Annotated in this window: 14 protein-coding genes and 1 pseudogene; all 15 read left to right on the top strand. The window is 55.5% G+C overall.

Translation table 11 applies throughout. From position 1 onward, the window contains the following. Positions 1 to 158: 158 nt before the first annotated feature. On the top strand, positions 159 to 320 hold the full coding sequence (locus WMP97_RS04365) for a hypothetical protein (protein ID WP_340439888.1): 162 nt from the start codon (positions 159 to 161) through the stop codon (positions 318 to 320). After that, a complete protein-coding gene (locus tag WMP97_RS04360) occupies positions 314 to 1027 on the top strand; it encodes an ATP-binding cassette domain-containing protein (protein WP_340439942.1) in 714 nt (237 codons plus the stop codon). Before WMP97_RS04365 ends, WMP97_RS04360 begins: the two co-directional genes overlap by 7 nt. Next, complete coding sequence (locus tag WMP97_RS04355; protein WP_340439887.1) at positions 1017 to 2156, top strand: hypothetical protein; 1140 nt, start codon at positions 1017 to 1019, stop codon at positions 2154 to 2156. The genes WMP97_RS04360 and WMP97_RS04355 overlap by 11 nt, the downstream gene beginning before the upstream one ends. Before the next feature lie 60 nt (positions 2157 to 2216). After that, positions 2217 to 2738, top strand: a complete 522-nt coding sequence (locus WMP97_RS04350; RefSeq protein WP_340439886.1) for a hypothetical protein — start codon at positions 2217 to 2219, stop codon at positions 2736 to 2738. An 87-nt stretch (positions 2739 to 2825) separates the two neighbouring features. Beyond that, on the top strand, positions 2826 to 3047 hold the full coding sequence (locus WMP97_RS04345; RefSeq protein WP_340439941.1) for a type IIL restriction-modification enzyme MmeI: 222 nt from the start codon (positions 2826 to 2828) through the stop codon (positions 3045 to 3047). 154 nt (positions 3048 to 3201) lie between these two features. Then, a pseudogene (gene eccCb / locus WMP97_RS04340) lies at positions 3202 to 5586 on the top strand (type VII secretion protein EccCb); the annotation flags it as partial. Beyond that, on the top strand, positions 5587 to 6711 hold the full coding sequence (locus WMP97_RS04335; protein WP_023020601.1) for a type VII secretion-associated protein: 1125 nt from the start codon (positions 5587 to 5589) through the stop codon (positions 6709 to 6711). A gap of 128 nt (positions 6712 to 6839) precedes the next feature. Beyond that, positions 6840 to 7154 (top strand): WXG100 family type VII secretion target, encoded by a 315-nt coding sequence (locus WMP97_RS04330; RefSeq protein ID WP_340439885.1) that lies wholly within the window; start codon positions 6840 to 6842, stop codon positions 7152 to 7154. Between the two features lie 69 nt (positions 7155 to 7223). After that, positions 7224 to 7511 (top strand): WXG100 family type VII secretion target, encoded by a 288-nt coding sequence (locus WMP97_RS04325; protein WP_340439883.1) that lies wholly within the window; start codon positions 7224 to 7226, stop codon positions 7509 to 7511. 402 nt (positions 7512 to 7913) lie between these two features. Next, positions 7914 to 8357, top strand: coding sequence for a 50S ribosomal protein L13 (gene rplM, locus WMP97_RS04320; protein WP_340439882.1), 444 nt, complete (start codon positions 7914 to 7916; stop codon positions 8355 to 8357). Beyond that, entirely contained in the window at positions 8357 to 8890 is a 534-nt protein-coding gene (gene rpsI, locus WMP97_RS04315; RefSeq protein WP_023020604.1) for a 30S ribosomal protein S9, read from the top strand. Before rplM ends, rpsI begins: the two co-directional genes overlap by 1 nt. Before the next feature lie 189 nt (positions 8891 to 9079). Beyond that, the gene (glmM, locus tag WMP97_RS04310; RefSeq protein WP_023020606.1) at positions 9080 to 10423 is read left to right on the top strand and encodes a phosphoglucosamine mutase; all 1344 of its coding nucleotides are present in this window, start codon (positions 9080 to 9082) and stop codon (positions 10421 to 10423) included. 112 nt (positions 10424 to 10535) lie between these two features. Further along, on the top strand, positions 10536 to 10850 hold the full coding sequence (locus tag WMP97_RS04305) for a hypothetical protein (RefSeq protein ID WP_340439881.1): 315 nt from the start codon (positions 10536 to 10538) through the stop codon (positions 10848 to 10850). After that, positions 10847 to 12604, top strand: coding sequence for a hypothetical protein (locus tag WMP97_RS04300; RefSeq protein WP_340439880.1), 1758 nt, complete (start codon positions 10847 to 10849; stop codon positions 12602 to 12604). Before WMP97_RS04305 ends, WMP97_RS04300 begins: the two co-directional genes overlap by 4 nt. Then, positions 12604 to 12861: a hypothetical protein gene (locus WMP97_RS04295; protein WP_034655755.1), complete on the top strand. Its 258-nt coding sequence runs from the start codon at positions 12604 to 12606 to the stop codon at positions 12859 to 12861. Before WMP97_RS04300 ends, WMP97_RS04295 begins: the two co-directional genes overlap by 1 nt. Position 12862 lies beyond the last annotated feature (1 nt).

Below are 12862 nucleotides of genomic sequence, written 5' to 3'. Positions count from 1 at the left end.
AGAATATCGTTACTGCGGGCTGTGCATACTATAAGCGAATAAGTTAAGGTAAACCTGTTTCAGGCATAGGTAAAAGCCATCCAACACTTAGAGATTGAGGCAGACGCATAAAGACGAAGCCGATTTTGGCGTGCTTAACTTTCGAAAGGAAAAGTACTGTGAAGAAGAAAATTGCAGCAGGGCTAGTTACTGCCTTGGCGGTTTCTATGTTTGCTACTCCAGGCGGGTGGGGGCGCCAGGCTGCAGGAAAGTATCATGCCGACATCCATACATTCGATTGGAACCACTTAACCATCAAGTGGATGAAATTTGTATGGTAGTAACTGCTCGGGTTAATGCACTAAGAGTGCGGCGTTCAAATAAGACAATTCTGGATATACCGCAGCTGGTGATAGATGAACGCCCCACGCTTCTACTGGGGGCTAATGGTGCTGGGAAATCAACGCTTTTTTCTGCCCTTGCATCAGATTCTTCTCCTAAGCACGGAACAGTCCTGAGGAAAGGATCTATATCTATAGTGGAGCAGAAATTTACCCCTATTACCGGTTTCACCTCCAGTGAGTACTGCGCTTATGTTGCTTGGTTGTTCGGACGAGATAAAAAGACTGCAAAGAAAGAAAGCTTAGATTGGCTAGATTTTGTAGATTTATCAAGAGTATCTAGTCAACGGTGCGAAAGCCTTAGCGGAGGAGAACGCTCTAGGCTAGCGATCGCCACTGCGTTGAACTCTGGGGCGGAAACATTACTGCTTGATGAACCTAGTGCGGCACTTGATCCACTCAACAAAGAGCATGTAACTGAGGTATACCAACGGATTGTGGATAGAGGGCATAACCTAGTTGTCTCAACGCATGATGCCGGCGAACTACAGAGACCTTTCGAGCGTGTCCTTGTTCTTGATAAGGGGAAGCTACATTTCGATGGTTCACGGCAAGATTTTGTACAGCTAGCTACAGAGTCGGGAAATACCCCAGCGCATATTCTCTCACGATCTCTTGTACGGAGAGGAAACTACAGTGATTCCTAATTTCGGCGTTAAACACTGGCTTCGTCGTCCATCATTATGGATTTGCCTTATTGGGCTAATCCTTAGCGCAGTTCCCATTTCGGAATTAGGAAAGACGCCATACTATGAGTCGAATGCTGCTCAATCTACACTGGTGTTCTTCGTAATTGCTCCTGCGGTTTCTGCCGCAATGACATGGGAAGCATCACGTTTTCGTCCTCTAGTGCAGATGGGGAGAAAATCTGTAGTTCGTATTTATGTGAACCGAATGTTTGCATGGTCGCTGATTTTTCCCCTTGGCTATGTATTAGCAAGTCTTTCACAAAGTACTGATTCTGCGCTGTTCGGCTCTTTAATCTTTTGGGTTATGCTGGCTTATTCGTCCATCGTCGGCATCTGTTGGACGCTAATCGGAAGTGCACTTGGTTTTTCGTTTAAACCACTGATATCAGTGTCTGTATCAGCTGCGCTTGCATATACGTGGTATGCGGTAGTTCCAGCTACTTCTCCTGGAGCCCTAAGACATATAACTGGTGATTTTTTAGCGTGCTGTTCTTTTGATGCAACGCTAGATGTGAAAGCAATTGGGACAGCAATTGCAGGGATTATCGGAGCTACACTGACCATAGTCTCGGCTGCGGCACTGTTTAGGCACAGTAGTAAAATGTATATGTTAACTTTCTTTTTAGGGCTTCTCTGTCTTATCGGTTCTTTTGCTTGGGCGCAGCAACTCACAGAGTTTGGTCTTGCACAAAGAGATTCTCGTCAGCTTGTTTGCTCTTCTAATGTATGCGCATGGCCTGAAATTCCTAGCGAAAATATATTACTTAATATCCAGGCGAGGGATGCTTTCTCTAAAATAGCACCTACTGAGTGGAGAGATTTTTCAGAACGTCCTGTGATGTGGGGAGATTTTTCGGAAGAGCATTTAAGTTTAAGCGGCCAATCCACGGTAGAGGGGATAGTTGGAGAGTTCGTGGATCAAGCTGGATCTGCAGAACTGATTCGTTCAGACGCTAAAATCTGCGGAATTCCGGCGAAAGATTTGGGAATTACGCTTAGTGGTCTTCCTTGGGAGCCTAATCGACAAGTTAACGTTGGAGACGTTGTTCAGCGTATCGAGCACACTGTGTGCAGAGTTAGCAATTAGCTCATGACATCATACGCATTCTTGTACTGCCGTGGGCATAAGCTAATTACTGTTTTAGTCATGGTGCTGTTTATTGGCTTTGTTCTTGCTTTTGCTGAGGGATGGTTACTAAATATCCCTTGGCTCGATGATACTGCTGGGGCAAACGTTGGCACTTTATGTTCGTTTTCTTACGCCGCATTGCCAGTGATTTTTTTCAGAAATCAGATTTCCAGGTTAGAAGCGCAAGCTTCACGGAATTGGCTGTTTATTGACGGTATAGTCCTCGTAACTTTATGGGTTATTCCTTGGGTATTTTCCCTTTGCGGCATAGGAAGCACTAGATTTGCTTATGTATCTACTGTTCTTACAGGTTTGACGCTTCTTATAGGTAGATATGTAAGTGTGGATACACTTGCTTTGTCGCTTGTAGCACAGCTTGTTTTACAAACTGCTCTTTGGCCATCATTGTCTGATACGAATTGGAAACTCCTTCTTTTCGCTTTAGAAGTTCCACCAGGCCGTATTCCATTACTATTAAGCGTGGTTTCTTTTTTCGTAAGTGTTGTTTCTTTGCGTAAATTCAAGCGCTCTGCGTTTTAGCTGGAGACGCGAACTTCGTCCTACCTGACTCAGAAGGTCTTCAATTCTCTTTGATTTCGTCCTCCATGTTTATTACGTAGCAAAACAATTGGAGGACGAATAAAATCCGATCTCCGCTTCAGATCAACACTGACGTGGAACACGTTCCCCGTGCCAGAGCGTGTCAAGTTGTTTGTGTGTGGGGGTCGGTTCACAATATCAATCTTGGTAGCATGCTGCACCTGTCGATGTCGGAAGCCTCGAGTGTATCGGGGAGGGGCTTTGAGGGGCTTGGGTTACGGCTCTCCATACCAAATCAGGAAAATTTAGAAACTTCGGTACATAAAATATTTTAAATTTTCGGTTTTCCTAGCGCAGGGTTAAAAGTAAGCCCCTAAGCCCCCACATCAATCAGTATGTCTACCACGCGCAGTATTTCGTCCACTGCCCGTAGACGGGGTTACTGTATCGTACCTATAACCCAGGTTCTGGTAAGTCAGAGCTCCTACGCACCCTCGTCACCGCGCTTGCGGCTACCCATAGCCCGGACGAGCTGAACCTCGTACTGGTGGATTTTAAAGGCGGCGCTACTTTCTTAGGATGTGACCACCTGCCGCATACCTCTGCGGTGATTACTAACTTGGAAGAGGAATCTACGCTGGTAGAGCGCATGTACGATGCCATCTCCGGCGAGATAAACCGCCGCCAGGAGTTGTTGCGCACCGCCGGAAACTTCGCCAACGTCAGCGAGTACAACGCCTCCGCCGCCGCAGTACGCGAGCACGGGCCACTGCCCGCCTTGGTCATTGTTGTTGACGAGTTCTCGGAGCTTTTGGGCCAGCACCCTGATTTTGCGGAACTTTTCGTTGCCGTTGGCCGCTTGGGGCGCAGTCTCCACGTGCACCTGCTTTTAGCCTCTCAAAGACTTGAAGAAGGCCGGTTGCGGGGGCTGGATTCCCACCTGTCCTACCGAATCGGGCTAAAAACCTTCTCTTCGGCGGAATCCCGTCAAGTATTGGGCGTGGCCGATGCCTACCATTTGCCCGGCCAACCCGGCGCGGGCTACCTCAAGTCTGATGCCGAGGCGTTGATTCGTTTCCAAGCCTCCTATGTTTCTGGGCCCGTGCCGCGCCGGGCGATAGCTGAAGCTCATGGGGACGGACCCGCCGTAGCCCGCGGCCGCGTGCAGTTCTTTCGAGGTTGGGCAGAGGAGGAAGAAAGCACTAGCCCTGTGGTTGTTCTCGATGACACCACCACTGTGCTTAGCGAGGTCGTGCGTGCCGCGGCAGAAGAAGCCCGATTGCGTGATCAATCGGCGCACCGTATCTGGCTGCCGCCGCTACCACCGGTCATTGAGCTATCTGCATTACCCGGACTGTCTAGCGGAGCGGACGTGGGCGCCTCGTCGTTTGTTGCAGGTAACGGGACGCTGCTGGCTCCCGTCGGCATTATCGATAGGCCGTATTATCAACGTCTAGATGAACTGATAATTGATTTCCACCAGCACGGCGGGCACATGGCCCTATGCGGCGGCCCGCAGTCAGGAAAATCAAGTGCGCTGCGCACCATCGTCTCGGCTCTGGCGCTACGGCATAGCCCCAAGGCGGCACGCTTCTACGTCATCGATTTGGGTGGCGGTCAGCTAGCGTCTTTGGAGAGACTTCCCCACGTTGCCGGAGTTGCTGGACGAGATGAAGGGGAAAAGGTGCGGCGAATCGTGGACGAAGTAGCCGGCTTTATTCGCCGCCCGGAACAGTGCGCAACCTTCCTCGTTATCGATGGCTGGCACCACATTGGCACCTCCAATGCAGAGTTTGAAGACATAGCGGAGAAAGTTACAGAGATCGTCGCCGATGGCGCCTCTGCCCACGTACATGTCATCATTGCCACCTCGCGGTGGACCACGATGCGCCCCGCCATTCGCGATCTCATAGCCAACCGACTTGAGCTGCGTCTTGGTGAGTCCTTGGATTCGCTAATTGACCGCAAGTTGCAGCAGAAGCTACCCAGCGCGCCGGGCCGCGGGCTTACCTTGGCCGGAGAGAATATGCTTTTGGCTCGCACATCAAACCAGGACATCGCCCACATTTGCCGCGTTCATGCCGCAGCCGATCCAGTTCCGCAACTCAAGATGCTGCCCGCGGTACTCACCCCGTCTGCCCTTGCTACTCAAGGGAACGTTCCCGACGGCGAGATCGCCTGGGGTATCGGCGGACGGGATCTCGATCCGCTGACGTGGAATCCATCGCGCGAGCCGCATCTAGTGGCCATAGGAGCGCAGGGTTGCGGCAAGTCCACCTTCTTGGCGCAGATAATGCGCGGCATCTGCGCCTTCGCGCGGGAAGACGCTCGCCTTGTGGTCATCGACCAGCGGCGGGCTCACTTAGGAACCTTGAACCAAGACATGGTTGCCGCTTATGCCGCAACGCAGACAAGTGCACAAGAGACCATTCTCGATACTGTCCGGACACTGGAATCCCGCCTGCCGGGCCCGGATATTACCCCAGCGCAGCTCGCCACACGAGACTGGTGGGAGGGCCCAGATATCTACTTAGTCATCGACGATGCGGACCTGCTGAGCGATATTGCCCTTTCACCGCTCCTGGAGCTACTCCCGCACGCCCGCGACATTGGCTTGCATCTCATCGTCGCTCGCAAGTCTGGTGGCATTGGCCGCGCCCTTTTCGGCCAATTCTTCTCTGCAGTGCGCGATCTTCAACCAGCGTTGCTGCTTTTCGACGCCGACCGGGACGAAGGCACCATCTTTGGCCTTAAACCCAGCCAACAACCACCCGGTCGCGGTCAGTGGAGCATCCGCGGTGAAAACCTTGGCGTCGCCCAAGTGGTGTACCCAGAAGGAGAGAAGTAAATGACCACCAACCTCAGCGCGAATTCGCACACCGACGCCCCAATCACTGACGGTGGGGAGACTAACGCCGTACCAATTACCGTCACGATCCTGGACGCGGTCACCATTTTTGAAGGGCCTGATTCGGTATACCGCTACGACCTGCCGGGTACCGGCATCGTGGAAGGTTGGGCTTTGGGCCAGGTCATGGATCAGATTTCAAAGTTGGCCGGACCGTCCTGGCCCGACGTGGAAGCTTGCGTGGTGGCAGACTCGTCCGGCACGGACATTGCGCAGGAAGCCACCACCATCGTCAGCCGGCAATTGGAAGTCACCGGGGTGCGGCTCATTGACCCAGAACCAGCTATCTCCTCGTTAGCTACGTCAACCTCATTTGGAACCCCTACTCATCCGGCTACGGAGATTGCGGAACCAGCTTCTCCCACCAGAGTGATGGAAGCGCCAGCCTATGATGAGCCAGTAACACCAAGCTGGTCCGACCGGCTGCGCGGTTGGCTCGGGGCTATTGATATCTTCCACCTCGCAATTGCAGTGGTCATTATTGCCGTTGCCGGAGCTTCCTGGTGGGCTATCGGCGCACGAGATTCAGCAGACAGTGATGCCGCCTCAGGTGATTCCCGCCCACAACCACGCGCTGCAGAGCCGAGCCGCGATACCGCGGTGGAATCCGTACCCAACTCGCCAGAGTCTGGTGCCACGGGTGCTGCAGAACCGGGTGGTGATGAATTACATCCGGGAGAAAAGCGCTTAGATATTGAGGGAATGTCTGTGGTCGTTCCCACCGGGTTTCATACCAAGGTAGAAGATGGGTTGGTTACCGCCACCGGGGAGGATCCGAACCTGCGTATCCTATTGGCGGCGGATGAAATGTTTAACGTTCCGGCGGATGCACTTTTTAAAGAAATCCGCGCGCAGGTCGACGAAGACCCGGCGCTACGCGATGCTACCGATAAGGCCGGGCGCCTGAGCTATACCGAAGACCCAGGGGACGGCTCTTTGGTGGAGTGGACTACCTGGGAAGACCGTGGGCATCAGATGTCTGTGGGGTGCCATACCCGCCACAATTCCAATGCTGTCCAAAAGGCAGCCTGCCGCATGGCTACGGAAAGCCTGGTCAAAAAATAGTCTTAAAAACTTTGTCCCAGACGGGAACCGTTTGGCAGAAAGTTCAGTCCAATAAAGGTGAGAAAGCACAGATGCTTTTTCGGGGGAATATACACAATCTCATCCGCCCTAAGGAGGGGCGCACTCTTATGTCTCAGACTTTCAAGACACAAGCCGATGTCATGGTTGCCACCGCCGGCAAAGTCGATAACACCAATGATGAAGTCCAAGGCGAGCTCACCCGCCTGCAGGGAGTCGTCGACTCTGTGCGCGGAAGCTGGGTAGGCCAAGCCCAGGTCTCATTCGATGACCTGATGCAGCGCTACAACACCTCTGCACAACAGCTGCGCGAGGCATTGGCCTCTATCTCTGACAATATCCGCAACAACGCCCACAACTTCGACAACGTGGAAGCAGAAAACGCCCAGGCATTCTCCAATGTTGGTGGCGGCCTCGCCCTCTAAACCGCACTGCACAGTTCTCTAGTCCACTGACCAAAACCTATAGATTCACAGAAGGGAATCCACCACCACATGTCCGAGATCAAGTACGAATTCGGTGCCATTTCTTCCGCCGCAGCTGATATCAACGCCACCTCAGGTCGCATCAACAGCACCTTGGCAGACCTGAAGGTGCGGCTGCAGCCGATGGTGAGCACTTGGGAGGGCGAGTCCGCAGTGGCTTATAACCAGGCACAGGCCAAGTGGGACAAGGCATCTCAGGAACTCAATACCGTGCTCGCGACCATCTCCAAGACCGTCTCTCAGGGCAATGATGCAATGAGTGACGTTAATCGTCGCGCCGCCGCAAGCTGGGGTTAGATCCGCGCCCCGCCTGCACTGTTTCAGGCTGTCTTGGCCGAGCTTGCGGTGCCACTGACCACACCCGAGTGGCAGGAGGCGGACGCAGCCGCAGTCTTGGCAAAAGATTGCAGCGTGAGCACTTTTTGACCAATACCTCTTTTCCTCTCTTCCACCTTTTCAAGTCGTACCTTTCTAGTCCACACCCACGAGCCGGTACCTTCCGTTTGAGCCGCGGAAGGTACCGGTTTCGGCGTTTTGGTTTTCGAGCAGGTGAGCAAGTAGGGTAGGAGACCTATGTGTTCGCTCGTCGGTTAGCAGCTGGCGAAGCGCTCCCTGCAGGTCTCCACCGGCCGCTGTACGGGAGTGGATGGATGCTTAGCGCTGGCCGGCAGTTCCGAGACAGACTTTCAAGGAGTCAAATTGTCTACTTTCCACCCAAAGAGCGGTGACATCACCCGCAAGTGGTACGTCATCGACGCTACTGATGTGGTGCTGGGCAAGCTCGCTTCCACCGTTGCAGACCTGCTGCGCGGCAAGCGCAAGCCACAGTTCGCACCGAACGTTGACGCTGGTGACCACGTCATCATCCTCAACGCTGACAAGATCCACGTTTCTTCCGTTAAGCGCGGCCGCGAGATGCGCTACCGTCACTCCGGCTACCCGGGCGGCCTGAAGTCCATGACCCTGGGTCAGTCTTTGGACGCCAACCCGGTTCGCGTTATCGAAGAAGCCGTTGCCGGCATGATGCCGCACAACAAGCTCTCCCGCGCTTCCATCAAGAAGCTGCACGTCTTCGCAGGCGAAGAGCACCCGTACGCCGGCCAGAAGCCGGAAACCTTCGAGTTTAAGCAGGTGGCACAGTAATGTCTGAGCAGAACATCGACAACAACGTAGCCGACGCTGCTGACATCGCTGCAGCAAGCGCCGCTACCGAAGAGTTCACCAACACCATCGGTGATTCCATCGCACCGGCCGAGACCGAAGAGGTTGAGGCTGCCGCTCCGGTACACGAGGGCCCGATCCAGACCGTCGGACGCCGTAAGCGCGCCGTCGCTCGTGTTCGCCTTGTTGCTGGCTCCGGCCAGATCGTGGTTAACGGCCGCGAGTTCGGCGAGTACTTCCCGAACAAGCTGCACCAGCAGGACATCCTGTTGCCGCTTACCCTGCTGGAGCGCGAGAACCAGTTCGACCTCAAGGTCACCGTCAACGGTGGCGGCCCAACCGGTCAGGCTGGCGCCCTGCGTCTGGCTATCGCTCGTGCACTGAACATCTACAACCCAGGTGACCGCACCGCCCTCAAGAAGGCTGGTCTGCTCACCCGTGATGCTCGTGCAGTTGAGCGTAAGAAGGCTGGTCTGCACAAGGCACGTCGCGCACCGCAGTACTCCAAGCGTTAATCTCGCTTCTACTGCGCGCGCAAACGCCGAGAATGCCGCTGCTTCCCTTTTGGAGGAGGCGGCTTTCGTCGTTTTATGGAAGCGCGGGTGGAAGGAATATTGCTCAACCTGTCGATAAACCAAAAGCTTGATTTCGCCTAAACTGCCCCAACATGCAATCGCTGGGCACAGGCATGCATAATTGACTGCATGACTCGACTTTTTGGAACCGATGGCGTTCGCGGCCTCGCGAACAAGAAGCTGACTCCGATTCTGGCCTTGCAACTAGGCCAGGCCGCTGCGGAGGTATTCACCGCCCAGCGGGAATCCTATGAGCGTCGGCCGTTGGCCATTATTGGTCGCGACCCGCGCGTTTCCGGCGAGATGCTGGATGCGGCGATTGCCTCCGGTTTGGCCTCCCGCGGCGTTGACGTGGTGCGCGTGGGGGTGTTGCCGACCCCGGCGATTGCCTACCTGACGGATGATTATGGCGCGGATCTCGGCGTAATGATTTCTGCCTCCCACAACCCTATGCCGGATAACGGCATTAAGTTCTTCTCCGCCGGCGGCAAGAAGCTACCGGACGAAATAGAAGACAAGATTCAGGCCACTATGGAAAACCTCACTGAAGACGGCCCGACTGGCACCAAGTTGGGGCGCATCATTTCGGAGGCGCCAGACGGACGCGAGCGCTACCTCAACCATTTAAAGGAAGTGGTCTCCACGGATTTGAGCGGCATCAAGGTGGTCGTAGATACCGCCAATGGTGCGGCCTCCAAGGTTGCTCCCATCGCCTATGAGGCGGCCGGGGCTGAGGTTATTGCTATCCACAATGAGCCGAACGCCTTTAATATCAATGAGGACTGCGGTTCGACGCATATTGAAAAGGCACAGGCGGCCGTCGTCGAGCATGGCGCCGATTTGGGCCTGGCCCACGATGGTGACGCCGACCGTTGCTTGGCTGTGGACGCCGAGGGCAATGTGATTGACGGCGACCAGATTATGGCGCTGTTGGCCGTGGGCATGAAGGATGATAATGACCTGCGCTATAACACCTTGGTAGCAACCGTGATGTCCAACCTAGGCCTGAAGCTGGCGATGCAGGAACAAGGCATCGAGGTGCGTCACACCGCAGTAGGCGACCGCTATGTTCTAGAAGAGCTCAACCGCGGCGATTTCTCCTTGGGCGGCGAGCAGTCCGGCCACGTGGTGTTGACGGATGATTGCACGACCGGCGACGGCACCCTTACCGGCCTGTCTATCATGGCGCGCATGGCCAAGTCCGGGAAGTCCCTAAAGGAATTAGCATCGGTAATGACCGTGCTACCGCAGGTGCTCATCAACGTGCCGGTTTCTGATAAGGGCGTCATCATGGATGCCCCCGAAGTACAAGAAGCCATCGCTCAGGCCGAGGAAGAACTCGGCGAGACCGGCCGCGTCCTGCTGCGACCTTCCGGCACCGAGGAAGTTTTCCGCGTCATGGTAGAGGCTGCGGACAAGGAGCAGGCCCGCAAGGTTGCAGGGAGGCTTTCCGCCATCGTTTCTTCGGTCTAGAGTCACCGCTTAGTGTGGAAGATTTTTATAATCCGAGGGAACCATTTGGCGCAATCCCCAGTCCAATGAAGGTGAGAACTTTTACCGCATATGGATTTGGGGGAATACACAAGTGTCTGAGGTTTTTCTTCGCCCCTTGGAGGCGATGTCCGCATTACGGCAGGTCGTAGCCGATAACGACGAGCAACGCGATGCCCACCGGGCCGAGGTACCGGATTTTCCGGTGGCCGCGGCTGGACGCAATTTTGGCGGCCACGGTGAGCGCATTCGTGATGCCTTGGCGCGCATCCATGAGCGCGGCGGGCAGAGGTTGGATAATTTATCCGCCACCGCCCACGCCGCTCATGAACAGGTGCGCGCCTTCGCCGATTTTGATGAGTCCTTTGGCAGCTCCTTTGCACGCGGTAGGGAGGCTGGCAGCAAGTGAGTACGCTGACAAAATCCCTGTTGGGGGACTACTCTAACGCTATTTCTCAATTCCAATTCGCCTGCCTGGGCAGCTACTCGGGCCCCAGCATGCCGATGAATCTACTAGGAGAGTTAGTCGGTGCGGTTGATGGCATTGCGCCCGAAAATTTGGTGAAAAATACCGTTGCGGCCGTGGGCGGCAATCGCCCGAAGGGAGGCGGTGCTGGACTAGCGGGCTATTTGCAGCAGGATGATTCCGAGGTTGCTCAGGGCGCCATGCGTGAGCACCTGTGCGGCGTGCAGGAAGACTTCGACATTGACCGCCAAGATGCCGCACATCTGACTAGCTCGGCGGAGCAGTGCTCAGGCGCTATTGCTGACGTCGTTGATGTCTCTGACACGGCCCTTACCGAGCTCGTCTCTGCGGTCATCCCACTGTTAAATATTTTGTCCATGGTCGCCACCAAACACCCTTTAGCCAGGTTCATCATCCCGATTCTTTCCACGATCGGGGGGCAAATTATTGAGGAGACAAATCACAATATCGCCAGCACCTGCCGCGACCGCGATGATGCGATCGAATCCTGTTATAGCGAGTTCGAATCGCGCTGTGAGTGCGTCTGTGAGCGCCCATTGCCAGAAGAATCTCCGAAGCCGGCGAAGCCTACAGATGATGCCTGCCCCGCACCAGTAGAAAAGTGCCCGGATACCCCAGCTCCCACCAAGCCGATGCCGAAGGAAGAGTGCCCGCCTCCGCAGTCCACCGAGCCTGCCCAAGTGGAGTGCCCACCAGAGTCCAAGCCCATGCCAGAGCCTGACTCCAAGCCGGAATCACACCATGCCACTTCCAAGCCGCCACAACCGACGCCTCTTTCACCAACGCCTACTCCACCTGAGCCATGCCCTGCACCGGAGCCTGCAGCCGAGACGGAAATGCACACGGAGACCTCATCAGAGCATGGTGCTGGGTGCCACTGCTGTGAGTGCACCGAGCAGTCAAACACCGAGCGGACAGTACAGCCGGAGTGCGAAGTAGGGACCACTAAGCCAGCACAGGCGGAGATCATTCCGCCGGAGGAGCCGCCAGAACAGCCGGAGCGGGTAGAAGAGCCATGTCCCGAGCCAGAAGCTAATCCAGAGCCGAAGCTCAAGCCAGAAATGGATACCGAACCCGCTTCTGAACCGGGCACAAGCGAGGAACCTCTGTGCCCAGACAATACCGCGGAGAGTACTGAAGAATGCGTGGATAAGAGCCAAGCCAGCTCAGGAGGCTGTGAGATCGAATCCTCCTGTAGCGGTAGCCTCGGCCTGGTCGGAGCCGGAATCGCATTGGTGGGAGTGGGCCTCATAGTGGAAGGCGCTGCACAGTGCTTGGAGAACATGTCCGAACTGGATTGTCCGGTGCAAGAACCCGAACCCGAGACTGTAGATGAGCCGGAGCCTGATCCCTGCCCTGAGCCTAAGCCAGAGCCAGAACCGGAGCCTTGCCCTGAACCTGAACCGACTGGTGATGACGGAGTCATAACACCGCCCCCAGAGCTGTCTCAGGTAGAGGAGCCAACGCCGCCGCCAGAGAAGGTGGCTCACCTCCAAGCCGCCGGTCCAGCGGAGGCCCCGGCACCGGCTTCTGAGCCAGCACCTGAGCAGGGCCCAGCACCGAGCCAGGCACCGGACCCAGCACCTGTACCGGATCCAGCGCCAGCGCCACAGCAGGAGGCGGCACCCGCACCAGAAGAACCATCCATTAAGGCACGAAAGGCAGGGCAGTGGTAATGAATAATGATTTCGCAGAGTTTGCGCAGGGCTTTCGAGAAAGGACGGCTAAACGCTTGCTGGAATTTGAAAAAACGCTGGCGAAAGCGCAAGACGAGCTTGAAAAATCCGCGGATAAGGCCATGCAGGAGGCACGGAGGGAGAAGGGGCAAGTGGGGCGTCGACAAGCAGCGGCGCCCAGGCCCCGATATGGCGCTGCCCCGGCGCGTTCACGAAACGCGTCGGGGCAGGTGCAATCAGTGCTGCGGCGGGGCTAAA

Source organism: Corynebacterium sp. KPL4072, assembly GCF_037908395.1.
In the GTDB taxonomy this organism is placed as follows: Bacteria; Actinomycetota; Actinomycetes; order Mycobacteriales; family Mycobacteriaceae; genus Corynebacterium; species Corynebacterium kefirresidentii.
The sequence above is the reverse complement of the archived record's forward strand: the minus strand, read 5'-3'. Positions and strand labels throughout refer to the sequence as shown.